Annotated in this window: 21 protein-coding genes; 16 read left to right on the plus strand and 5 right to left on the minus strand. The window is 64.3% G+C overall.

Annotation, left to right across the window (positions count from 1 at the left end):
• Window positions 1-36 precede the first annotated feature (36 nt).
• From flhB to AC57B1_RS11890, 5 genes are all read left to right on the plus strand, one after another.
• A complete protein-coding gene (flhB, locus tag AC57B1_RS11870) occupies window positions 37-1,257 on the plus strand; it encodes a flagellar biosynthesis protein FlhB (RefSeq protein WP_496417587.1) in 1,221 nt (406 codons plus the stop codon).
• Window positions 1,254-3,356, plus strand: a complete 2,103-nt coding sequence (gene flhA, locus AC57B1_RS11875) for a flagellar biosynthesis protein FlhA (protein ID WP_091798019.1) — start codon at window positions 1,254-1,256, stop codon at window positions 3,354-3,356. The genes flhB and flhA overlap by 4 nt, the downstream gene beginning before the upstream one ends.
• Before the next feature lie 328 nt (window positions 3,357-3,684).
• Window positions 3,685-5,640, plus strand: a complete 1,956-nt coding sequence (gene flhF, locus AC57B1_RS11880) for a flagellar biosynthesis GTPase FlhF (RefSeq protein WP_496417588.1) — start codon at window positions 3,685-3,687, stop codon at window positions 5,638-5,640.
• Entirely contained in the window at window positions 5,633-6,502 is an 870-nt protein-coding gene (locus AC57B1_RS11885) for a nucleotide-binding protein (RefSeq protein ID WP_091798026.1), read from the plus strand. The genes flhF and AC57B1_RS11885 overlap by 8 nt, the downstream gene beginning before the upstream one ends.
• Window positions 6,503-6,530: 28 nt before the next feature.
• Window positions 6,531-7,265 carry an RNA polymerase sigma factor FliA gene (locus AC57B1_RS11890; protein WP_091798030.1) on the plus strand — a complete coding sequence of 245 codons (735 nt, stop codon included), beginning with the start codon at window positions 6,531-6,533 and terminating at the stop codon, window positions 7,263-7,265.
• A gap of 75 nt (window positions 7,266-7,340) precedes the next feature.
• On the opposite strand, the gene AC57B1_RS11895 is transcribed toward AC57B1_RS11890, so the two are convergent.
• The 5 genes from AC57B1_RS11895 to flgA all read right to left on the minus strand — a co-directional run bounded on the left by AC57B1_RS11895 (window position 7,341) and on the right by flgA (window position 10,836).
• Window positions 7,341-7,745 (minus strand): type II toxin-antitoxin system HicB family antitoxin, encoded by a 405-nt coding sequence (locus AC57B1_RS11895; RefSeq protein ID WP_091798033.1) that lies wholly within the window; start codon window positions 7,743-7,745, stop codon window positions 7,341-7,343.
• On the minus strand, window positions 7,742-7,924 hold the full coding sequence (locus AC57B1_RS11900; protein ID WP_496417589.1) for a type II toxin-antitoxin system HicA family toxin: 183 nt from the start codon (window positions 7,922-7,924) through the stop codon (window positions 7,742-7,744). Before AC57B1_RS11900 ends, AC57B1_RS11895 begins: the two co-directional genes overlap by 4 nt.
• 319 nt (window positions 7,925-8,243) lie before the next feature.
• On the minus strand, window positions 8,244-8,690 hold the full coding sequence (locus AC57B1_RS11905; RefSeq protein WP_496417590.1) for a flagella synthesis protein FlgN: 447 nt from the start codon (window positions 8,688-8,690) through the stop codon (window positions 8,244-8,246).
• A gap of 94 nt (window positions 8,691-8,784) precedes the next feature.
• Window positions 8,785-9,138, minus strand: a complete 354-nt coding sequence (flgM, locus tag AC57B1_RS11910; protein ID WP_496417591.1) for a flagellar biosynthesis anti-sigma factor FlgM — start codon at window positions 9,136-9,138, stop codon at window positions 8,785-8,787.
• Between the two features lie 201 nt (window positions 9,139-9,339).
• The gene (gene flgA / locus AC57B1_RS11915) at window positions 9,340-10,836 is read right to left on the minus strand and encodes a flagellar basal body P-ring formation chaperone FlgA (protein ID WP_496417592.1); all 1,497 of its coding nucleotides are present in this window, start codon (window positions 10,834-10,836) and stop codon (window positions 9,340-9,342) included.
• 217 nt (window positions 10,837-11,053) lie between these two features.
• On the opposite strand from flgA, the gene flgB reads away from it, so the two are divergent.
• From flgB to flgK, 11 genes are all read left to right on the plus strand, one after another.
• Window positions 11,054-11,548, plus strand: a complete 495-nt coding sequence (flgB, locus tag AC57B1_RS11920; RefSeq protein ID WP_496417593.1) for a flagellar basal body rod protein FlgB — start codon at window positions 11,054-11,056, stop codon at window positions 11,546-11,548.
• A gap of 96 nt (window positions 11,549-11,644) precedes the next feature.
• Window positions 11,645-12,070, plus strand: coding sequence for a flagellar basal body rod protein FlgC (gene flgC / locus AC57B1_RS11925; RefSeq protein WP_012434707.1), 426 nt, complete (start codon window positions 11,645-11,647; stop codon window positions 12,068-12,070).
• 10 nt (window positions 12,071-12,080) lie between these two features.
• Window positions 12,081-12,800, plus strand: coding sequence for a flagellar hook assembly protein FlgD (locus tag AC57B1_RS11930; protein ID WP_408344143.1), 720 nt, complete (start codon window positions 12,081-12,083; stop codon window positions 12,798-12,800).
• Between the two features lie 43 nt (window positions 12,801-12,843).
• Window positions 12,844-14,355, plus strand: a complete 1,512-nt coding sequence (locus AC57B1_RS11935; RefSeq protein WP_091798054.1) for a flagellar hook protein FlgE — start codon at window positions 12,844-12,846, stop codon at window positions 14,353-14,355.
• Window positions 14,356-14,375: 20 nt separating this feature from the next.
• Window positions 14,376-15,134, plus strand: coding sequence for a flagellar basal-body rod protein FlgF (gene flgF, locus AC57B1_RS11940; RefSeq protein WP_091798057.1), 759 nt, complete (start codon window positions 14,376-14,378; stop codon window positions 15,132-15,134).
• Window positions 15,135-15,163: 29 nt separating this feature from the next.
• Entirely contained in the window at window positions 15,164-15,952 is a 789-nt protein-coding gene (flgG, locus tag AC57B1_RS11945; RefSeq protein WP_011490205.1) for a flagellar basal-body rod protein FlgG, read from the plus strand.
• Window positions 15,953-15,988: 36 nt separating this feature from the next.
• Window positions 15,989-16,687 (plus strand): flagellar basal body L-ring protein FlgH, encoded by a 699-nt coding sequence (gene flgH, locus AC57B1_RS11950; protein WP_091800954.1) that lies wholly within the window; start codon window positions 15,989-15,991, stop codon window positions 16,685-16,687.
• A gap of 2 nt (window positions 16,688-16,689) precedes the next feature.
• Entirely contained in the window at window positions 16,690-17,874 is a 1,185-nt protein-coding gene (locus tag AC57B1_RS11955) for a flagellar basal body P-ring protein FlgI (RefSeq protein WP_408344149.1), read from the plus strand.
• A gap of 12 nt (window positions 17,875-17,886) precedes the next feature.
• Window positions 17,887-18,885: a flagellar assembly peptidoglycan hydrolase FlgJ gene (flgJ, locus tag AC57B1_RS11960; RefSeq protein WP_408299847.1), complete on the plus strand. Its 999-nt coding sequence runs from the start codon at window positions 17,887-17,889 to the stop codon at window positions 18,883-18,885.
• A gap of 335 nt (window positions 18,886-19,220) precedes the next feature.
• A complete protein-coding gene (locus tag AC57B1_RS11965) occupies window positions 19,221-19,994 on the plus strand; it encodes a flagellar brake protein (protein ID WP_496417630.1) in 774 nt (257 codons plus the stop codon).
• A gap of 268 nt (window positions 19,995-20,262) precedes the next feature.
• Entirely contained in the window at window positions 20,263-22,236 is a 1,974-nt protein-coding gene (gene flgK / locus AC57B1_RS11970) for a flagellar hook-associated protein FlgK (protein WP_496417594.1), read from the plus strand.
• Window positions 22,237-22,242 lie beyond the last annotated feature (6 nt).

The following is a 22,242-nucleotide window of genomic DNA, read 5'->3' on the forward strand; positions in this document are numbered from 1 at the left end:
AAGAGGCGCCGTGCCTCAGCCGACTGGAGAGCTTTTGTGGCAGAGGATAGCGACCTCGAGAAAACCGAATCAGCCACTCCCCGGCGCCTGCAAAAGGCGCGCGAGGAAGGGCAGATCGTGCGTTCGCGGGAACTGTCCACGTTTGCGCTGCTCGCGGCGGGGTTCTTCGGCGTGTGGGGGATGTCGGGCAGCATTGGCGACCATTTGCAGAGCATGCTGCGCGCGGCCTTCACGTTCGATCATGCCGGCGCTTTCGAAACCCGCCGCATGATGATCGGCGCGGGCGTGGCGAGTCGCGAAGGGCTCTACGCGCTGCTGCCGATTCTCGGCTTCACCGGCGCGGCCGCGTTGCTTGCGCCGATGGCGCTCGGCGGCTGGCAGTTGTCGGCCAAAGGCCTCGAGCCGAAGTTCGACCGCCTCAATCCGATCTCCGGTCTCGGCAAGATGTTTTCGATCAACGGGCCGATCCAGCTCGGCTTGTCTCTCGTCAAAACGCTGGTGGTCGGGGTGATCGGCGGGACCGCGATCTGGAATCGCCGCGAAGAGATTCTCGCGCTGGCGACTCAGCCATTGCAGCTCGCACTGGCCAACGGCACGCATCTGATCGCCGTGTGCTGTGGCATGACGGTAGCGGGCATGTTCGTCGTCGCCGCGCTCGATGTGCCGTATCAACTGTGGCAGTTCCACAAAAAGCTGCGCATGACGAAGGAAGAAGTGAAGCGCGAACACCGCGAAAGCGAAGGCGATCCGCACGTCAAAGGCCGCATTCGCCAGCAGCAGCGCGCGATTGCTCGCCGCCGCATGATGACCAACGTGCCGAAGGCCGACGTGGTGGTGACCAACCCGACGCACTTTGCCGTGGCGCTGCAATACACCGATGGCGAGATGCGTGCGCCGAAGGTGGTCGCCAAGGGCGTGAACCTGGTGGCTGCGCGGATTCGTGAGATCGCCGCCGAGAACAACGTGCCGTTGCTGGAAGCGCCGCCGCTCGCGCGGGCGCTGTATCACAACGTCGAGCTGAACCGCGAGATTCCGGGCCCGCTGTATGGCGCGGTCGCCGAAGTGCTCGCGTGGGTGTACCAGTTGCGGCGCTTCAAAACCGAAGGCGGCGCCGTGCCGATGGCGCCGACCGAACTTGACGTGCCCGCGGAACTCGACAAGGGCGGCGTATCGGACGACGAAGCCGATCAGGAAGCCGCCGACACGCTCAACCCTGCCAACCCAGATAACGACGACGCTTCAGGAGCCTCCGCATGAACGCTCGCGCCGGTTTCCTCGCTCGACGGCCCGATGCCTTGAGCGGCACCAATTTGCGCGCCCTCGCCGGGCCGGTGCTGATCTGCATGATCCTCGGCATGATGATTCTGCCGTTGCCGCCGTTCCTGCTGGATCTGCTGTTCACCTTCAACATCGCGCTTTCCGTGATGGTGCTGCTCGTCAGCATGTACACGATGAAGCCGCTCGACTTCGCCGCGTTCCCGAGCGTGCTGCTGTTCTCGACCTTGCTGCGCCTGTCGCTGAACGTGGCGTCCACGCGGGTCGTGCTGCTCGAAGGTCATACCGGCCCCGATGCGGCGGGTCAGGTGATCGAATCGTTCGGCCACTTCCTCGTGGGCGGCAACTTCGCGGTCGGTATCGTCGTCTTCATCATCCTGATGGTGATCAACTTCATGGTGATCACCAAGGGCGCGGGGCGGATCGCGGAAGTGTCCGCGCGCTTCACGCTCGACGCGATGCCCGGCAAGCAGATGGCGATCGACGCCGACCTGAACGCCGGCCTCATCAACGAAGAACAGGCCCGCAAGCGCCGCTCCGAGGTCTCGCAGGAAGCCGAGTTCTACGGTTCCATGGACGGCGCGAGCAAGTTCGTGCGCGGCGATGCGATCGCCGGTTTGCTGATCATGGTGATCAACATCGTCGGCGGCCTGATCGTCGGGATGGTTCAGCACGGCATGGACTTCGCGTCCGCGGGCAAGAACTACACGCTGCTGACCATCGGTGACGGCCTCGTCGCGCAGATCCCTTCGCTGGTGATTTCGACGGCGGCTGGTGTGATCGTCTCGCGGGTGGCGACCAACGAAGACATCGGCACGCAGCTCACCGGCCAGTTGTTCACGAATCCCCGCGTGCTGGTGATTACCGGCTGCATTCTCGTGCTGATGGGCCTGATTCCGGGCATGCCGCACTTCGCGTTTCTGATTCTCGGCGGCGGTCTTATCCAGCTTGGCCGCACCATGAAAAAGCGCGCGGAGGAACGCAAGAACACCACGGCGCTCGTCGATGTCGCACCGGCCGCGATGGCGCCGGTCGAAAACACCGAAGCGAGCTGGGACGACGTGACGATGATCGACACGCTCGGCCTTGAAGTCGGCTACCGGCTGATTCCGCTCGTCGACAAGAACTCGGACGGCGAACTGCTCAAGCGGATCAAGAGCATCCGCAAGAAGTTCGCGCAGGAAATCGGCTTTCTGCCGCCGGTCATTCATATTCGCGACAACCTGGAATTGCGGCCGAACGGCTATCGCATCGCGCTGAAGGGCGTCGAAGTGGGCGTTGGCGAAGCGTATCCGGGCCAGTGGCTGGCGATCAATCCGGGGCAAGTGTCCGCCGCGCTGCCGGGCACGCCGACGCAAGACCCCGCGTTCGGCTTGCCGGCCATCTGGATCGACACGAACCTGCGCGAACAGGCGCAGGTGTACGGCTACACGGTGGTCGATTCGAGCACGGTGGTGGCGACGCACCTGAATCACCTCGTGGTCACGCATGCATCCGAACTGCTTGGCCGTCGGGAAGTGCAGGCACTGCTCGAGCGGATGCAGAAGGACACGCCGTCGCTGGTCGACGATCTGGTGCCGAAGTCGCTGCCGCTCACCACGCTGCAAAAGGTGCTGCAAAACCTGCTGGAAGAGGGTGTGCCGATCCGCGATATGCGCACGATCCTCGAAGCGCTCTCCGAGCACACGCCGAAGATCACCGACGCGCACGATCTCACCGCCGCCGTGCGTCTCGCGTTGGGCCGCGCGATCACGCAGCAGTGGTTCCCGGGCACCGGCGACATGCAAGTGATGGGCCTCGATTCGAATCTCGAACGGGTGTTGTCGCAGGCGCTCTCGACCGGTTCCAATCCCGGTCTCGAACCGGGGCTCGCACACACGCTGCTGAACGAAACCCAGAAGGCGATGACGCGTCAGCAGAACCTTGGGCTCGCACCGGTGCTGCTGGTGCAGCACGCATTGCGGCCGATGCTCGCGCGCTTCCTGCGCCGCAGCCTGCCGCAGCTGAAGGTGCTGTCGTATGCGGAAGTGCCTGACACGCGCAATATCAAGGTGGTGAATCTGATCGGCGCGCACGGCTAAGACGGATCGTTCACCGAAGGCCGCTTCTGGCCGATGTTCTTTGCCGGCGCTCGATGAGCGCCGGTTTTCATTTCGGCGCCCGATTCTCTATCCCGCAAGCGGACGGCCGCGCCCATGCTCTGCCCGCGAACGCACCGCCGGGCGCGCGGCAAAGGCACGCTTGCGAGCGTCGTGCGCGTGAGTTGCTGCACGTTTCCATCGCCCGAATTGCCCACGTTTAACGGTCTTTATCCATCGATCGTGACTCGACGGGTTTCGCAATAATGATCTCAATGGGAAGCGGTATGTTGCCGGTCCGTTAGTCCGTTTACCTCATCGGGGGTCCAGCTTGAACATTCGTAAATTTGTCGGTGCTACCAGTCGTGATGCGCTGCGTCTCGTGCGCGAAGCGTTGGGCGCGGATGCCGTCGTGCTGTCCAATCGCACGATGGACGACGGCAGCGTCGAGATCGTCGCGCTGGCCGACAGCGACCTCGCCGCCATCACGCCGAAAGTCCCGCGCGTGAGCGCCGGCGCACCGCAGGCTGGGCCGATGAATGCCATGGCTGGACAAGCCGCGCTGGCCGCGCCGCGCGCCATGCCGGCCGCATCGACGATGCAGACGAATCCGTATGCGAGCGGCATGCCTGACGTGTTCTCCTCGGTGTTCGGCGCGAGCCCGGAAGCCGGTGCGGAGAATCAGGGCAACAGCGCTTCCACCGCCCATTCCAGCTTCGCCGACGATGACTCGAACGACGCCCCGCCCGCCGCCATGAAGCCGGCTGTGAGCGCGCCGAAGGCCGCGCTGCCGGGCACGCCGAAAGCGTCGCCTGCCGCCCCGGTCAAGGCAGCCGCGAGCTCGCCGTCGCAACCGGTCAGCCCCGAGCGGCCGAGCGCTCGTGCCGCGGCTTCGCGTCTCACTGAAGACATTCGCGCCGATCTGCTCAAAGCTGCCGGCGTGCCGGCCGCAGCCGTGGCGCCGACTGGCGACGCGCAGACGCCGCGCACGATGGCCGAATCGAATCCCTGGCTGATCGACCACGCTCGCCGCATTGCCGCCGAACAACAGCAGCAGGGCGAATACAGCGCGCGTCCCGCCGCGATGACGCCGGCCGCGGCGATGGCCAAGGGCCTCGGCGCCGCTGTCGAACCGGGCAACGCCGCCGCGCCGCAAGCCGTCGATACGCCCGACTGGGCCCGCGAAGGCGCGCAAGCCGCCGCGCGCCGCGCCGCGCAGAAAAACGCACCGCCGCCGTCCTCGCACGACGACGCCCGCACGCCCGCTTCGGTTGCCGAAGCGATTAAGGCGCGCATGGAGCAGGTCGTCAACGACACCGTGATGAGCGAACTGTCGTCGATGCGCGGAATGATGGAAGAACACTTCGCCGGCCTGCTGTGGGGCGAGCGTCAGCGCCGCAACCCGGCGCGCGCCGCGCTCACCAAGCATCTGTTCGCCGCGGGTTTTTCCGCGCAGCTCGTGCAGATGATGGTCGACAACCTGCCGGACGACATCGAGAGCATGGAAGGCGGCATGGATTGGGTGCGCTCGGTACTCGAATCGAACCTGCCGGTGATGGAAGACGAGGACGCGCTGATGGAGCGCGGCGGCGTATTCGCGCTGATGGGCCCGACGGGCGTCGGCAAGACGACGACGACCGCCAAGCTCGCCGCGCGCTGCGTGATGCGCTTCGGCGCCAGCAAGGTCGCATTGCTCACCACCGACAGCTACCGGATCGGCGGCCACGAACAACTGCGCATCTTCGGCAAGATTCTCGGCGTGTCGGTGCACGCGGTGAAAGACGGCGCCGACCTGCAACTCGCGCTCTCCGAACTGCGCAACAAGCACATCGTGCTGATCGACACGATCGGCATGAGCCAGCGCGACCGCCTCGTCTCCGATCAGATCGCCATGCTGTGCTACGCCGGACAGCCGGTGCAGCGCCTGTTGCTGCTCAACGCAACGAGCCACGGCGACACGCTCAACGAGGTCGTGCAGGCCTATCAGCGCGCGCCCGACCAACAGCCGCTCGCCGGCTGCATTCTGACCAAGCTCGACGAAGCCACCAACCTGGGTGGCGTGCTCGATACGGTGATCCGCTACAAGCTGCCGGTGCACTACGTGTCGACCGGTCAGAAGGTGCCGGAGAACCTGTACGTCGCGACTCGCAAATTCCTGATCAAGAGCACCTTCTGCATACCGCGCGACAACTCGCCGTTCGTGCCGCACGACGACGACATTCCGGGATTGCTGTCCGCGTTGTCCGCGCGCTCGACGGCCGAATTGCACGAGGTCCGCTTTGGATAAGCTCATCTCCGATCAGGCTGAAGGACTGCGGCGGATGCTGGCGCGCAGCGGCTCACGTGTGATTGCGGTGACGGCCGGTTCGGCCGGCGCCGGCTCTACGACGACGGTGGTGAACCTTGCCGCCGCGCTGGCGCAGCAGGGCAAGGACGTGCTGGTGATCGACGAATGCCTCGGCGAGAAGTCGGTGAGCGCGATGCTCGGCGGCGTACGCGGCGCAGGCAATTTCGCCGCCGTGATGCGCGGCGAGATGACGCTCGACGACGCTGCCGCGCGCAACGCGCTCGGCTTCTCGGTACTGGCCGCCTCGCGGCTGAACCGTGAGGGTCACACCGCCGCCGAATTAGGTGTGGTGCTGCGCGGCTCCGCCGACGTCGTGCTGATCGATGCGCAACTCGATCCGCAAGGCCACCTGTCGGCGCTCGCGAAACAGGCGCACGACGTGATGATCGTCACGCGCATGGCCGCGCAGGCCATCACCGACGCGTACGCGTGCATGAAGCGCCTGCACTACGGCCATGCGATCGCGCAGTTTCGGGTGCTGGTGAACTACGTGCAGAGCGTGAACGACGCGCATACCGCTTTTGCAAACCTGGCCGGCGTGGCCGGGCGCTACCTGACGGTCGCGCTGGAAGACGCCGGTTGTATTGCCGCCGATGCGCGGATGGCGCGAGCCCTGGAGTTGTCGCGTTGTGTCGTCGATGCGTTCCCGTCGACACCGGCTGCGCGCGACTACCGGCATCTCGCCGCCGAATTGCAGTACTGGCCGATGCGGTCAGCGATGTCGTCGCAAACGCCCTGGATGGCGCCTGCGACAGTTACAGCGGCGCAACACGCCGACCAACCGTCTGCGCAGCACGCCTGAGAGGCGGCACAAGGACAAGGGGAGCACGATGTATAACGCTCAGGGAAAGATTTCCCAAGCCGAAGTTCTGACCAAGTACGCACCGCTCGTGCGTCGCCTCGGCTTGCAACTCGTCGCGAAGATGCCGGCGAGCGTCGATCTCGACGACCTGATCCAGGCCGGCATGATTGGACTTCTGGACGCGGCGAGCCGCTACAAGGAAGACCAGGGCGCGCAGTTCGAGACGTATGCCAGCCAGCGGATTCGCGGCGCGATGCTCGACGAATTGCGCAGCAACGACTGGTTGCCGCGCAGCTTGCGGCGCACCTCGCGCGAAGTGGAAACGGCGGTGCACAAGGTGGAGCAGAACCTTGGCCGCTCGGCGAGTGAAACGGAGATTGCCGAACACCTGCAAATGCCGCTCGATGAGTATCAGTCGATGCTGCAGGATCTGCATGGCAGCCAGCTGATCTATTACGAAGACTTCGACCGTTCGGCGGACGACGAGCCGTTCCTCGACCGCTACTGCGTCGATCATTCGGACCCGCTGTCGGCGCTGCTCGACGACAGCCTGCGCTCGGCGCTGGTGGAGGCGATCGATCGCCTGCCGGAACGCGAGAAGCTGCTGATGTCGCTGTACTACGAACGCGGCATGAACCTGCGCGAAATCGGCGCGGTGATGGAAGTGAGCGAATCGCGAGTGTGCCAGTTGCACAGCCAGGCCGTGGCCCGTTTGCGCACGCGCTTGCGCGAGATGGCTTGGGCGAACGCCGAGGCAACCTGAAGCGCGGGTTCAGTGTTTCAACGCGCGAGCAATTCGCCAGGTGAGCGGCGGGACTGAACCCCGGCCGCTTCACACCTAAGCCATTTCATGTTCCGCGGCGAGCGCCAGAAAGGCCGAACGCGACATGCCACGTGTCTGGGCGTAAGTGTCGATCTCCTGAACGAGCACCTCAGGCAGTGAGATATTGATACGCACCGCCTTCTTCAAGGCGGGAATATTCCGGGTGGCGACGAATCCCCACGCGAAGCCCGTGTACTCGGGATTGCGCTGATGCTCAGGGAGCGTGAGTCGCGCGGGAATCGGCAAGCCCTCGTCGAGCAGTACATCCAGATGTGCCTCGATGGCTTCTTTCGCATTCGCGTAGGCTTCTTCCAACGTATCGCCCGCGGCGTAGCAGCCCGGAATGTCGGGCACGACAACGCCGAACGCGTGATCCTCGTCGCCCGATTCAATCGCGATCGGGAAAATCAGGTTTTTCATTTCACGCCCGCCTGTTTCAGGATGCTGTTCAATGTGCCGGGCGGAAGATCTTGCTTCGGGGGCGGGATGGTCACGAGACCGGATCTTGCTGCGTGACGGAAATGATGGTGGCTGCCCGATATGCGGATCAGCCGCCAACCAGCCGCTTGAATCAATTTGACGACCTCGGCACTTTTCATACTGCGCTCCTTGAATCATACACACGATTACACAACCTCGCTAGGGGGTAGCTCTCCGCCGATACGCGTCCGGGCAGCCTTAAAAAAGCTTGGGACGGCGGGGAGAATCAGTAAGGGGAAGTAGTGATTTCAACGCGGCCAAGAGATTCGCGCCACCTGGCCGGATGGCTAACGCGTGGCTGAAGAAGTCGGGCACGCGCAGAGGAGAGGCCTGAAAAGCAAAAAGGGCTCGTCAAAGACGAGCCCTCGAACGGCTGATTGCAAACCACCTGTTTCGACCGGACCCGCGGGTCAGGCCATGCGGGTCGAGCGACAATCTTTAAACGGCGGGACGCGCCGGAATGCGGCCATCCGGGCCATAAAAACCGACTTTCTGCGGCACGGCCACTTGCAGCGTCGTCAGCGCCCGCTGGTTGTAGTCCATCCGCACGCGGATCAGTTCACCGTTGCTGGTGTTGCTGCGGCGCGCGCGTTCGGCGGCCTTTTGCAGCAGCGACCATTGTTCGGCGACGCGCGCGTCGGCGCTGGCCGCGAGTTCCATGCCGGGCCAGCCGGCGGGAAAGCCCATCTCGGCGAGCAATCCGTCACGCGTGGTTTCGAGCCTCGCGAGCACGCCGATCAGTTCGGTTTTCTGCTCGACGATCGGCGGCAGCAGTTCTAGCGGCGACAAGGCGGTGAGCGCCTTGGTCTCGAGCGTCAGAATCGAGGCGAACGCCTCGACGGCCGAATATTCTTCGACGAGGGTGGCAAGCAGGGCGTCTTTCATCTCAACAACTCGCTGAACACGGCGGCTCGCGCATGCTTCGCGAGCCGGGTTTGTCGAACGCCGCCCGGCACTTCACCGTACTTCGATGCGTCGATCAGTTGTCGGTCGACGAGGTTTTGCTTTGCAACAGTTCGCGCGCGGTGTTCAGCACGCCGTCGGCGATCTTGCCGGAATCGATCTTCAGCGAGCCGTCCTTGATGGCCTGCTTGATCGACTCGACGTGCGCCGTGTCGATGTCGGCCGAGCCGGACGCCGCGAGGCTGCGCAGATGCTGCGACAGACCCGACAGGCTGACGCTGGCGTCGCCCGAACCGCTGGTGGTGGCCGGCGAGCTCGTGCCCGCACTCTGCGCGTTGCTGTTCGCGGTCGTCGCATCGCTTTGTTGCGAGCGGGACAGGGCGTCTTTCAACGTCGGCAGATTCGAATTGGTTGTGGAATCGACTTTCACGATTGGCTTCCTGAACGATTTGATCCTTATAACGGCTACCGCTGATCAAAACTTTAGCGCAGTCGATCCAGGCGTTACCTTTCCTTACATCTCGAAACAACCCTCTCGTGGGTCCGATTTCTGTCCCGTCCGTCGTGCCGCCCGCGCGAGCCGCAAAGGGCATGGCGCGATGAACCGGCACGGCGTGCGCGTCCCGGTGTTTCACAGCTGAATCTCCACGGTCGACCCGTCCTTCACGATGCCGGAAATGATCTGGCCGTTGGCCGTCTTGACCCGCACCTGCTGGCCCGGCGACGCGTTGTTCATCGCGCTGCCTTCCGCCGAAATCGCGAAACCTTCGCCCGCCGCGACAACCCGCACCGTCTGTCCGATCGACACCGCCGACGCGCTTTTCAGCATGTCACGGCGCAGCGGCATGCCGCCGGCGACCCGCGTGAGCGTGACCGAGCCAACCGCCTGCGAAGGGTCCGTGACGATGGCTTGCGGCAAGCCCGTCAGGTCGCCGTCGCGCGCGACGAGATCGGCGGCAGTGAGCACTTCGCCTGGCGCCATGGCACGGGCGGCCAGATAGTAGGTGGCGTGCAGCGAGATGCGCGCCTGCAGATAAATGGTCCACGGACGCTCGCCCGCGCAGCGCACGCCAACGGTCATGCGGCCCCACAGACGCGCGCCGCTCGGCATGAACGGCTCGAGCGTCGAACATTGCGCGAGACCGCGCGGAAACGCCGGCGCCACGGTGATGTCGACCTTGCCGGGCAAGCCGGCGGATTGCTGTTGCAGGAAACCGAGCGCGGCGCTGCGGATTGCTTCCGGATCCTGCTGGCCGGGCAGCGGCAGAGCCTGTGCAAGCGTCGCGGGACGCAGATTCTGTTGGGCGACGGCAGGTGCGACAGGCCGCGTCGCCGACGCACGCGCAATCGCCGGCGCAGCCGGGACAGCAGCCGGAACGGCGACCGCCCTGGTCACGATCGGCTTGCCGTTCGCGCCTAACTGCGGCGGCTCACCGCGTGATGCCAGGCTGTCGAAGCCCGCCGACGCGCCGGCGGCCGCGGCGAGCGGAGCGTTGGCGGCCACCGGCTGGATGCCCGCGGTTTGCCGTGCACTGTTTAACTGCGGTGCGGGCGTCACCACGACGGGCACCACCTGACGCGACCCCGGCACCACGTTGACTCTTGCGACAGCGTTCGCCGCATTGGCGCTGCCCGGCGCGGGAATCGTCACGACACCGTTGGCGTCGGGCTTGAAGTTGGTTCGAATCATTTGCGGCGCGGCCGGTGGTTCGCCCGCGCCCGGGATGACGATCGAGCCGCTCGCATTGGCGGCACGCGTGAACGAATCGGCGTCGCGAGCCGTCGGACCCGGCGTGAGCGACTGCGCGGTGGCGGCGGCCAGCGTGGCGGCGGAGCCGGCGCGCTTCGCGGGCGCCGCCTGCATGTGCTCGGCCAGATCGGCGAGCGCGGCCGGATTCTTTTCTCCGGGGCCGGGAATCACGATCGGGCCGCCCGCTTCCTGAGCCTGGCCGCTGGCCGGCAGCAGCACGATGCCGCCGGCGACCCATACCGTCAGACTCACCGCGAGGCGAGTCAGGAGACGCGAGACGGCCCGCGCGGCACGCCGTGCGGCGTGAGCGCCCGCACCGACGCGATGCGCCGCCGCGCGGTTTGCGCGGTGCGTCGGATCGAAGGTGGGCTGGTCCATCGTGTTTCTCCATCGAATGCATCGGTACGCCTTGCATTCTAGTGAGCGCCCCCTTTGCGCAAACGTTGAATAGAAGCCCCCTTTCCCGGTTATTCGTCCGATTGCCGCTTGCGTTCGGCCCATAAGATGCACCTCATGCAAAAAGGTCTTCCCGCCTGGCGCAGTCCTCTCGCGAGGCACGCATGGGAAGCCTCGGGAACGTTCTCCGGAGATTCTTATGCTGGACAAACTCGATGCCGAATTCGCCTTTGGCCGTGAAGCGCTCGATGTGCGCGCCTACCGGCAGGAGCTGCTGTCGTCGAATATCGCCAACGCCGATACCCCCGGGTACAAGGCGCGCGACGTCGACTTCGCCTCGTCGCTCGCCGGCGCGCTGAAGAAGGCCGGCGGCAGCGCCGGCACCGCCGCGTCGAACAACTCGACGCTGGCCATGGCGCAGCCCGCGGGCGTGACGAGCGGTATGTCGATGGCGTCGACCGCGCCGGGCCATATGGCCGGCAAGTCGACGCTGACGCCGACCGGCGGCACGTCCGACGACTACGGCAATCTGCAATACCGCGTGCCGACACAACCCGCGCTCGACGGCAACACGGTCGACATCGACACGGAGCGGGTGCAGTTCGCGGATAACACGCTGCACTTCGAATCGGGCATGACGGTGTTGTCCAGCCAGATCAAAACGATGCTGTCGGCGATCCAGTCGGGCTCGTAAGAAGCCGCGGCGACAGACTCAGCGGTACGCAAGAACAATCGCTACGGGAATTAACTTGAAACCGGCTCAACCCGGTGGGAGAGAGGTCAGGAAACCATGCCATCCCTGATGAACATTTTTGGTGTTGCAGGCTCCGCGATGTCCGCGCAGTCGCAGCGGCTCAACGTGACGGCGTCGAATCTCGCCAACGCGGACAGCACGACCGGCCCGGACGGCCAGCCCTATAAGGCCAAGCAGGTCGTGTTCGCGGTCAGCCCGCTCGGCGGCGCGCGCACGGCATCCGGCCAGCAGGTCGGCGGCGTGCAGGTGACCGGCGTGGTCGACGACCCGACGCCGATGAAGACCGCCTACGACCCCGGCAATCCGGCCGCGAATTCGGACGGCTACGTCACGTTGCCGAACGTCGATCCGGTGCAGGAAATGGTCAACATGATTTCGGCCTCGCGCTCTTACCAGGCCAACGTCGAGACCCTGAACACCGCCAAGACACTGATGCTGAAAACGCTCACGATCGGAACCTGAGGAGAGCTCCTTGACCACCAACACCACCATCGGCAGCAGCGGCACGACCGTGTCGCAAACGCTGCTCGATACGATGAACGGCACGAACAGTGCCTCTAGTTCCACGAGCTCGACGGGCAGCACCTCGGGCACGTCGGCGACGGATCTGCAGAACACCTTCCTGCAACTGCTCGTCGCGCAGTTGAAGAACCAGGACCCGACCAATCCGATGGACAGCTCGCAGATGACCTCGCAGCTGGCGCAGATCAACACGGTCTCGGGCATCAGCCAGTTGAACACGACGCTCAGCTCGCTCGCCACGCAGATGTCGGCAGGCCAGCAGTCGCAAGCGGCGCTGCTGATCGGCTCGACCGTGCTCGCTCCGGGCAGCTCCGTGTCGGTCGCGAGCGGCAAGGCCGGCGCGTTCGGCGTGCAGCTCGCCAACTCGGTGGGCGATCTGCAGGTCGTCGTGAAGAACTCGGCGGGCACGATCGTCAACACGATCGACCTGGGCAAGCAGTCGGCAGGCACGATTCCGGTGGGCTGGACGCCGACCGATACGGCCGGCAATACGCTGCCGGACGGCACTTACACGATCAGCGCGGTCGGCACGATCAACGGTCAGCAGGCCACGGCCACCACGCTCACGGGTGCGACGGTGCAAAGCGTCGTCATGCAGAACGGTGCGCCGGGCCTCGTGCTCTCGAACGGCTCGACGGTCGGCCTGACCAGCGTCGCCGCCATCCTCTGATTCAGATTCAGTCAGTCACGACTTTCCAGATACGGAGACCGTCATGGGTTACCAACAAGGTTTGAGTGGTTTGTCGGCATCGTCGAGCGATCTCGATGTGATCGGCAACAACATTGCCAACGCGAATACGGTTGGCTTCAAGAGCGGCGCCGCGCAATTCGCCGATATGTACGCCAATTCCGTGGCGACGGCGGTGGGCAACCAGGTCGGCATCGGCACGAAGCTCGCCGAAGTGCAGCAGCAGTTCTCGCAAGGGACGATCACGAGCACCAACCAGGCGCTCGACGTCGCGATCAACGGCAACGGCTTCTTCCAGCTGTCGAACAACGGCTCGCTGGTGTACTCGCGCAACGGCGTGTTCCAGCTCGACAAGAACGGCTACATCACCAACGCACAGGGCCTGCAACTGATGGGCTACGCGGCGAATAGCTCGGGCATCATCAACACCGCGCAGACCGTGCCGCTCACCGTGCCGACCGCGAACATCGCACCGCAGGCGACCACCAAGATCGTCGCCGGCCTGAACCTGAACGCGCAGGATCCGCTGATGCTCGGCACGCCGACCGTCACGCCGACGCTCGCCGGCGGCAGCACGCTCACCACGCCCGGCGCGACCATCACGAACACTGCATCGGGTACGAACAACGACAACTACACCGTCAACTTCACGAGCCCGACGACCTACACGGTGACCGACACGACGCTCGGCACGACGTCCGCCGCCGCGACCTACACGGCGGGCTCCGCGATCTCGCTGGGCAACGGCCAGACCATCACGTTCAACGGCACGCCCGCGACCGGCGACAGCGTCGCGATTGCGCCGACGCCCGTGGCGTTCAACCAGAACAGCTCGTCGACGTACAACTACTCGACCAGCACGACGGTCTATGACTCGCTCGGTGGCTCGCAGACGGTCAACATGTACTTCGCCAAGACCTCGGCCGGTACGTGGAACGTGTACGCGGGCACCTCGACCGGCACGGCGAGCCTGATCGGCCACGCGAACTTCAACTCGTCGGGCACGCTGCTGGGCACGACGACCGCGGCCGGCGTCGCGACCACCACGCCGTTCGCCTACAACTTCTCGATCCCGACCACCGACGGTTCGTCGACGCCGCAGAACCTGACGCTGAACATCGCCGGCACGACGCAGTACGGCGGCAAGGACGGCGTGAACTCGCTGCAGCCCGACGGCTACGCAGCGGGCACGCTGACGAGCTTCACGATCGGCGCCGACGGCACGCTGACCGGCAACTATTCGAACCAGCAAACCGCGGCCCTCGGCCAGATCGTGCTGGCGAACTTCTCGAACCAGAACGGTCTCGTGAACCTCGGCAATAACGAGTTCCAGCAAACCTCGCAATCGGGCGTCGCGCAGATTTCGGCGCCGGGCTCGACCAACCACGGCGTGCTGCAAGGCGGAGCGGTGGAAAACTCGAACGTCGATCTGACGAGCGAACTGGTGAACCTGATCACCGCGCAGCGCAACTATCAAGCGAACGCGCAGACGATCAAGACCCAGCAGACCGTCGACCAGACCCTGATCAACCTGTAAGCGACCGGGACCCACCCATCATGGATCGGCTGATCTACACCGCGATGTCGGGCAGCACGCAAGCGCTCGAACAGCAGGCTATCGTCGCGAACAACCTGGCCAATGCATCGACCACCGGTTTTCGCGCGCAACTGGCGACTTTCCGTGCCGTGCCGATGTCGTTCGGCGACGGCAGTTCGATCAACGACAACACCACCCGCACCTTCGTGCTGTCGTCGACGCCGGGCGCGGACTACACGCCGGGGCCGATCCAGCAGACGGGCAACCCGCTCGACGTGGCGATTCAAGGGCCGGGCTGGCTGGCGGTGCAAACCACCGACGGCGGCGAGGCTTACACGCGCGCCGGTAATCTGCATATCGACGAAAACGGCCAGCTGGTGAACGCCACCAATCAGGTGGTGCTCGGCAACGGCGGCCCGGTGTCGGTGCCGCCGGGCGCGCAAATCACTATCGGCAAGGACGGCACGGTGTCCGCGCTGACGCCGGGTGATCCGCCCACCGCGGTGGTGACGGTCGATCAGCTGAAGCTGGTGAATCCGGATCCGCAAACCATGACGCGCGGCGACGATGGTCTCTTTCGCACCGGCGACGGCAACGCCGCCGACGCCGATCCGACCGTCACGCTGGCACCGGCTTCGCTCGAAGGCAGCAACGTGAATCCGGTCAGCGCGATGGTCTCGATGATCACCAATGCGCGTCAGTTCCAGATGCAGACCAAGCTGCTGGAAAGCGCCGACAAGAACGACCAGTCCGCCAACCAGCTGCTCAGCTTTAGCTAACGGGCGCTTAGGCGCCTTGGAGAAGAACCATGAATCGCTCACTCTACATCGCCGCCACCGGCATGAATGCGCAACAGGCGCAGATGGACGTGATCTCGAACAACCTCGCGAACGTCAGCACCAACGGCTTCAAGGGCTCGCGCGCGGTGTTCGAGGATCTGCTGTATCAGACCATCCGCCAGCCGGGCGCGAATTCGACGCAGAACACCGAACTGCCGTCCGGCATCCAGCTCGGCACGGGCGTGCAGCAAGTCGCCACCGAGCGTCTGTACACGCAGGGCAACCTGCAGCAGACCGGCAACTCGAAAGACGTCGCCATTAACGGACAAGGCTTTTTCCAGGTGCAGATGCCCGACGGCACGACCGCCTATACCCGCGACGGCTCGTTCCAGACCAACGCGCAAGGCCAGCTCGTGACTTCGAGCGGCTACCAGGTCATTCCGGCGATCACGATCCCGAACAACGCGACGTCGCTCACCATCGGCAGCGACGGTGTGGTGTCGATCACGGTTGCCGGCTCGACCAACAGCCAGCAGCTCGGCTCGATGCAGATCGCGACTTTCATCAACCCGGCCGGCCTCGATGCGAAGGGTGAAAACCTGTTCGCGGAAACTGCTTCGTCGGGCGCGCCGAATGTCGCGCAGCCGGGCCTGAACGGCGCCGGCACGCTGAATCAGGGCTACGTGGAAGCATCGAACGTGAACGTGGTGCAGGAACTGGTGAACATGATCCAGACGCAACGCGCTTACGAAATCAACAGCAAGGCCGTGACGACCTCCGACCAGATGCTGCAGACCCTGAGCCAGATGCAGGTTTAAGGCTCGAGGGACTGGAATTAACAGGCGGTAATCATGATGTCGCACTTCACTCGCAATCCGGTTCATTCGCGCACCGCTCAGGCGCTCGTGCAGCTCACGCTGCTCGCCGCCCTGGGTGGCTGCGGCCTCGTGCCGAAGCAGCCGATCACGCAGCAACCGATGACAGCGCTGCCGCCGATGCCGCCTTCGGCGCAGTCGCCGGGCTCGATCTACAACCCGGGTTATGCGGGCCGGCCGCTGTTCGAAGACCAGCGGCCGCGCAATGTCGGCGACATCCTGACGATCGTGATCCAGGAAAACGTCAACGCAACGAAGTCGTCGGGTGCGGGCGTCAACCGCAGCGGCAACACCAACTTCGACGTACCGACTGCCGGCTTTCTCAGCGGCCTGTTCGGCAAGGTCAACCTGAGTGCGAACGGCGCCAACAAGTTCGCCGCAACAGGCGGTGCGAATGCATCGAACACGTTCAGCGGCGTGATCACCGTCACCGTGACGGGCGTGCTGCCGAACGGCAACCTGATGGTGAGCGGCGAGAAGCAGATGCTGATCAACCAGGGCAACGAGTTCGTGCGCTTTTCCGGTGTGGTGAATCCGAACACCATCTCGAACCTGAACGCCGTGTACTCGACCCAGGTCGCCGACGCGAAGATCGAATATTCCGCGAAGGGCTACATCGACGAATCGCAGAACATGGGCTTCCTGCAACGCTTCTTCCTCAACGTGTCGCCGTGGTGATCATGCGTACCGTCTTTTCCCGCACCCGCCTCGCGCGATTCACCGGTTTCGGCCGCATGCTCGCCTTCGTCGCGCTTGCCTGCGCGGCGCTGCCGGCGGTGACGCCTGCCCACGCCGAACGTCTGAAGGACCTCGTGCAGATCCAGGGCGTGCGCGACAATCCGCTGATCGGCTATGGCCTCGTCGTCGGCCTCGACGGGACGGGCGACCAGACCACCCAGACGCCGTTCACCACGCAGACACTCGCCAACATGCTGGCGAACCTCGGCATCTCGATTAACAACCAGGCGGCCGGCTCCAGCAATTCGCAGTCGTCGCTGTCGAACATCCAGTTGAAGAACGTCGCCGCGGTGATGGTGACGGCGGTGCTGCCGCCGTTCGCGCGTCCGGGCGAAGCGATCGACGTCACCGTGTCGTCGCTCGGCAATGCGAAGAGCCTGCGCGGCGGCACGTTGCTGCTCACGCCGCTGAAGGGCGCCGATGGCCAGGTGTATGCGCTCGGCCAGGGCAATCTCGCGGTCGGCGGCGCGGGCGCCAGCGCGAACGGCAGCAAGGTGCAGGTGAATACGCTGGCCGCGGGCCGCATTGCCGGCGGCGCGATCGTCGAACGCGCGGTGCCGACCTCGGTGTCGCAAGCGGGCACCATGCAGCTCGACCTGAACGAAATGGACTACGACACCACGCAGCGCGTGGTGGCAGCGGTGAACAACGCGTTCGGCGGCGGCACGGCGACCGCGCTCGACGGCCGCACGATTCAACTGCGCGCGCCGAGCGATCCGGAGCAGCAGGTCGCCTTCATGGCGCAATTGCAGAATCTCGACGTCAAGCCGGCGCAAGCGGCCGCGAAGGTGATCCTGAACGCGCGCACCGGCTCGATCGTGATGAACCAGATGGTCACGCTGCAGAACTGCGCGGTGGCGCACGGCAATCTCTCTGTCGTGATCAATACGCAGCCGGTGGTGAGCCAGCCGGGCGCGTTCTCGAACGGCCAGACGGTGGTCGCCAAGCAGTCGCAGATCCAGATGAAGCAGGACAACGGCGCACTGAAGCTCGTGACCGCCGGCGCCAATCTCGCCGAAGTGGTGAAGGCGCTCAACGCATTGGGTGCGACGCCCGCGGATCTGATGTCGATCCTGCAGGCGATGAAAGCGGCGGGCGCTTTGCGCGCCGACCTGGAAATCATCTAAGGAAGACACAGGATGAATTCGGATACGACCAATTCCGCCGCTTCGGCGAACGACCTGACCCAGCGCTTCGCGCTCGACGTGCAGGGTTTCGCGAAGTTGAGCGCTCAGGCCAAGGCTTCGCCGCAAGCCGGCATGAAGATGGCCGCGCAGCAGTTCGACGCGGTGTTCACGCAAATGATGTTGAAGAGCATGCGCGACGCGACCCCGCAAGACGGTCCGTTCGATTCGCACGACAGCGCCACCTTCACGTCGATGATGGATCAACAGTTGTCGCAGCAGCTTTCGCAAAAGGGCATCGGCGTGGCCGACGCCATGCTCAAGCAGATGATGCGCAATCAGGGCATGCAGGTGGGCGGCGGCGCAAATGGCGCGGGCGGCCTCGCCGGCATGGCCAACGCATTGGGCGGCGGCAGCGGCGGCGACGAAGGCCAGACCGCGGCGCTCAATGCGCTCGCCAAGGCCTACGGCAACGCTCAGGCCAATGGCCAGTTGGCGATGGGCAAGGGCTACTCGGCCAACAGCGCGCTCACACCGCCGCTCAAGGGCGACGGCACTTCGCCGAAGGTCGACGCATTCGTCGACAAGCTCGCCGAGCCGGCCCAGGCGGCCAGCGCGGCGACCGGCATTCCGGCGCGCTTCATCATCGGTCAGGCCGCGCTCGAATCGGGCTGGGGCAAGAGCGAGATCAAAAAGGCGGACGGTTCGACCAGCCACAACGTGTTCGGCATCAAGGCGACCAAGGACTGGACTGGCAAGACCGTGTCGACGGTCACGACCGAATACGTGAACGGCAAGCCGCAGCGTGTTGTCGAAAAATTCCGCGCATACGACTCGTATCAGGAAGCCATGACCGACTACGCGAGCCTGCTCAAAGGCAATCCGCGTTATGCGCAGGTGATCAATTCGGCGCACGACGTGAACGGTTTTGCCAATGGCATGCAACGCGCCGGTTACGCCACCGATCCGCATTACGCGAAAAAACTGATGTCCATCATGCAGAAAATGGGCTGATACACGCCCATGCAGTTTGAATCAGCCGGGCATCGAATCGAATAAACGCCATGCACGCGACGGGGCCAGGTGCATAACAAGACGGAGACGGCCGGCTGCCCATGGGCGGCCGGTCCACCCGCGAAAGGCGTGAGGTGTGTTTAACGTTTGCGCAAATAATTCATGGCACGCCCCTAAATTTTGGCCGGACGCTGCCGCTAATGAGTTAGACCCAATACCGGAAAACGTTGTAATGTCCGGTTTGATGCGCGTGCTGCGGCTTCGAGGAAGACCGCGTGAAAGCCCTGCCAGGAGCCTTGGCACGCGCCCGCAAGAACAAGCATACCGGCAAGCCCATGGATACTACCCAGTTGAACGGCCAGACCGACACACCCGGCCAGCTGCACGCAGCGACCGACGAAGGCGTCAACGATTTTGGCCGGCGCAATCCGCTGGAGATTGGCGTTCAGTTGCGCAATCTCGTCAATCGCGGCGATTTCCTCACTGTTCAATACGCAGGCGGACAGCTCGTCACGCGTCTGCTCGAGGTCGACGTGCGCGGACGCACTTTCACGTTCGATTGGGGTGCACTGTCCGATCAGAACCGCGGCCTGCTCAGCGCACCCGGCTGCCAGTTCCATGCGCAGCCGGATGGCGTGCGCGTTGAGTTCGCCACCACCACACCGCGCGAAACCCGTTTCGAAGGACTGCCCGCATTCGAGGCCGACTTCCCCGAGGTGCTGTTCTACGTGCAGCGCCGCGAGTATTTCCGTGTCGATGCGCCGATTCTCGATCCGTACATGTGCACCGGCCGTTTGCCCGAAGGCGATACGTTCCGCTTCGAAGTGCACGACCTCTCGCTCGGCGGCGTCGGCATGCGCACCGCCGACGAACGCGTGGCCGAATTGCCGATGGGCACGCGCCTCATGGATTGCGAATTGTTGCTCGGCGCGCTCGGCCGGCTCTCGCTCGATCTGCAACTCGTGTCGCATCGCTCCACGGCGCTGCCGAACGGCACGCAGCGTTACCAACTTGGCTTCCGTTTTCTGGCGCTGCCGGGCAGTGCGGAAAACACGCTGCAACGTCTGATTACGCAACTCGAAATGAAGCGCCGTTCGCTGGTGCGTTAACGGAAATGCTGGATCACCGGTGCGTGAGCGGGACTGCTCGCGCACCGTTCGCTTGCCGTTCATCACCCTTGCTTCATCACCCTGTTTTTCGCGCCGTCCGCATGCTCATGCGCGACGAGTGACGAACCCGGCAGGCTAGCCTCGCAAACGTTGAAACAAACGTCGAACACACATCGGAATGACCTCAATTTTTCCCTGTTGAGGCCGTTAAACAGAATGTTCAAGTAACGCGGCGGCATGTGTACGGTGTCGCCCTTCAGGATGACGCATGTCCAATCTCATCAATCTCGGCCTCAGTGGACTGAACGCAGCCCAGTGGGGACTCACGACGACCGGCCAGAACATCAGCAACGCGTCGACGCCAGGCTATACCATCGAAACACCGGTGTACGCGGAAAGCGGTGGCCAGTACACGGGCTCGGGCTATTTGCCGCAAGGCGTTTCGACCACGACCGTCACGCGCCAGTACAGCCAGTATCTGACTACCGAGCTGAACAACGCGCAGAGCTCGGGCAGCTCGCTGTCGACGTACAACACGCTGATTTCGCAGCTGAATAATCTGATCGGCAGTCCGACTGCGGGGATCGCGAGTGCGATCACCAGCTATTTCACCGGCTTGCAGAACGTCTCGAACAATGCGTCGAGTCTGGCTACGCGTCAGACCGCGATGAGCGGCGCGCAGACGCTGGTGAACCAGATCAACGCCGCGGGTCAGCAATACGACGCGCTGCGCCAGAGCGTCAACACGCAGCTCACCAATACCGTGTCGCAGATCAACAGCTACACGCAGCAGATCGCGCAGCTGAACGGGCAGATCTCCCAGGCCAGCACGCAGGGGCAGCCGCCCAATCAGTTGCTGGACCAGCGCGATCTCGCCGTGTCCAACCTGTCGCAACTGATCGGCGTGAACGTCGTCAACAGCAACGGTAGCTACAGCGTGTTCATGAGCAATGGCCAGCCGCTCGTGTCGTCCAACAACAGCTACAACCTGGGCACCGCGCCTTCGACCGGCGACACCAGTGAACTGTCCGTGCAATATCTCGGCCAGGCCGGCGCAAACCCGGCGGCGGCGCCGCAGAACCTGCCCGACAGCAAAATCGATGGCGGTACGCTCGGCGGCCTGCTCGCGTTCCGCAGCCAGACGCTCGACCCGGGCGAGGCGCAACTCGGCGCGATTGCCGTAAGCTTCTCCGCACAGGTCAACGCGCAGAACAGCCTGGGTATCACGCTCGCGGGCGCGCAGGGTAGCGCGTTGTTCTCGGTGAGCGGCCCGACGGTCTATGCGAACACGCAGAACACCGGCAACGCGTCGCTGAATGTGTCGTTCGCGAACCCCGCGCAACCGACCACCGGTGATTACACGCTGGCCTACAACGGCACCACTTACACGCTGACCGACAATTCGACGGGCAGCGTGGTGGGTTCGGCGACCAACCTGAGCCAGCCGATCAACGGCCTGAATTTCTCGACCACCGGCACGATGAACGCCGGCGATTCGTTCACGGTCGAGCCGACCCGCGGTGCGCTGAACAGTTTCGCGACCGCCACTACCGACGCATCGGCAATCGCCGCCGCGGCGCCGGTGCTGGCCAACGCCGTGGCGAGCAACACCGGCACCGGCACGATTACGCAGGGCACGGTGACGGCCGGCTACACCATGCCGAATTCGACCACCACGCTGTCGTACGACGGCACGGGCCTGTCCGGCTTCCCGGCCGGCTCGACGGTGACGGTGGCCGGTTCGCCCGCCACCACGTATACGATCGCCAGCGCGGCGACCGTGGTGCCGTATTCGTCGGCCACCGGCGCCACGCTCACGATCAACAACGCGACCCTCGGCCAGATGAACAACGTGTCGGTGACGATCAGCGGCGCACCCGCTGCCGGCGACAAGTTCACCATCGGCCCGAACACCGGCGCCACCAACGACGGCCGCAATGCGCTGGCGTTGTCGAACCTGTCCACCGCGAAAGCGATGTCGGGCGGCACGGTCACGCTGACGGGCGCGTATGCGAACTACGTCAACCAGATCGGCAATCAGACCAACCAGATCCAGACCTCGAGCACGGCGCAGAGCTCGCTGGTGACTCAGATCACCACCGCGCAGCAGTCGGTTTCAGGCGTGAACATCAACGAAGAAGCAGCCAACCTGCTTCAGTATCAGCAGTTGTATCAGGCGAACAGCAAGGTCATTCAGACCGCGCAGACCCTGTTCCAGACGATACTCGGCATCTTCCAGTGAGGCGTT

This window comes from Paraburkholderia sp. BGA-UO-ETr-F21, assembly GCF_059567925.1.

Coding starts and splice junctions, on each gene's coding strand:
- flhA (WP_091798019.1), top strand. CDS start 1,254: ATGAACGCTCGCGCCGGTTTCCTCGCTCGACGGCCCGATGCCTTGAGC.
- AC57B1_RS11890 (WP_091798030.1), top strand. CDS start 6,531: ATGTATAACGCTCAGGGAAAGATTTCCCAAGCCGAAGTTCTGACCAAG.
- AC57B1_RS11895 (WP_091798033.1), bottom strand. CDS start 7,745: ATGAAAAACCTGATTTTCCCGATCGCGATTGAATCGGGCGACGAGGAT.
- AC57B1_RS11900 (WP_496417589.1), bottom strand. CDS start 7,924: ATGAAAAGTGCCGAGGTCGTCAAATTGATTCAAGCGGCTGGTTGGCGG.
- AC57B1_RS11905 (WP_496417590.1), bottom strand. CDS start 8,690: ATGAAAGACGCCCTGCTTGCCACCCTCGTCGAAGAATATTCGGCCGTC.
- flgA (WP_496417592.1), bottom strand. CDS start 10,836: ATGGACCAGCCCACCTTCGATCCGACGCACCGCGCAAACCGCGCGGCG.
- flgB (WP_496417593.1), top strand. CDS start 11,054: ATGCTGGACAAACTCGATGCCGAATTCGCCTTTGGCCGTGAAGCGCTC.
- flgC (WP_012434707.1), top strand. CDS start 11,645: ATGCCATCCCTGATGAACATTTTTGGTGTTGCAGGCTCCGCGATGTCC.
- AC57B1_RS11935 (WP_091798054.1), top strand. CDS start 12,844: ATGGGTTACCAACAAGGTTTGAGTGGTTTGTCGGCATCGTCGAGCGAT.
- flgF (WP_091798057.1), top strand. CDS start 14,376: ATGGATCGGCTGATCTACACCGCGATGTCGGGCAGCACGCAAGCGCTC.
- flgG (WP_011490205.1), top strand. CDS start 15,164: ATGAATCGCTCACTCTACATCGCCGCCACCGGCATGAATGCGCAACAG.
- flgH (WP_091800954.1), top strand. CDS start 15,989: ATGTCGCACTTCACTCGCAATCCGGTTCATTCGCGCACCGCTCAGGCG.
- AC57B1_RS11955 (WP_408344149.1), top strand. CDS start 16,690: ATGCGTACCGTCTTTTCCCGCACCCGCCTCGCGCGATTCACCGGTTTC.
- flgJ (WP_408299847.1), top strand. CDS start 17,887: ATGAATTCGGATACGACCAATTCCGCCGCTTCGGCGAACGACCTGACC.
- AC57B1_RS11965 (WP_496417630.1), top strand. CDS start 19,221: ATGGATACTACCCAGTTGAACGGCCAGACCGACACACCCGGCCAGCTG.
- flgK (WP_496417594.1), top strand. CDS start 20,263: ATGTCCAATCTCATCAATCTCGGCCTCAGTGGACTGAACGCAGCCCAG.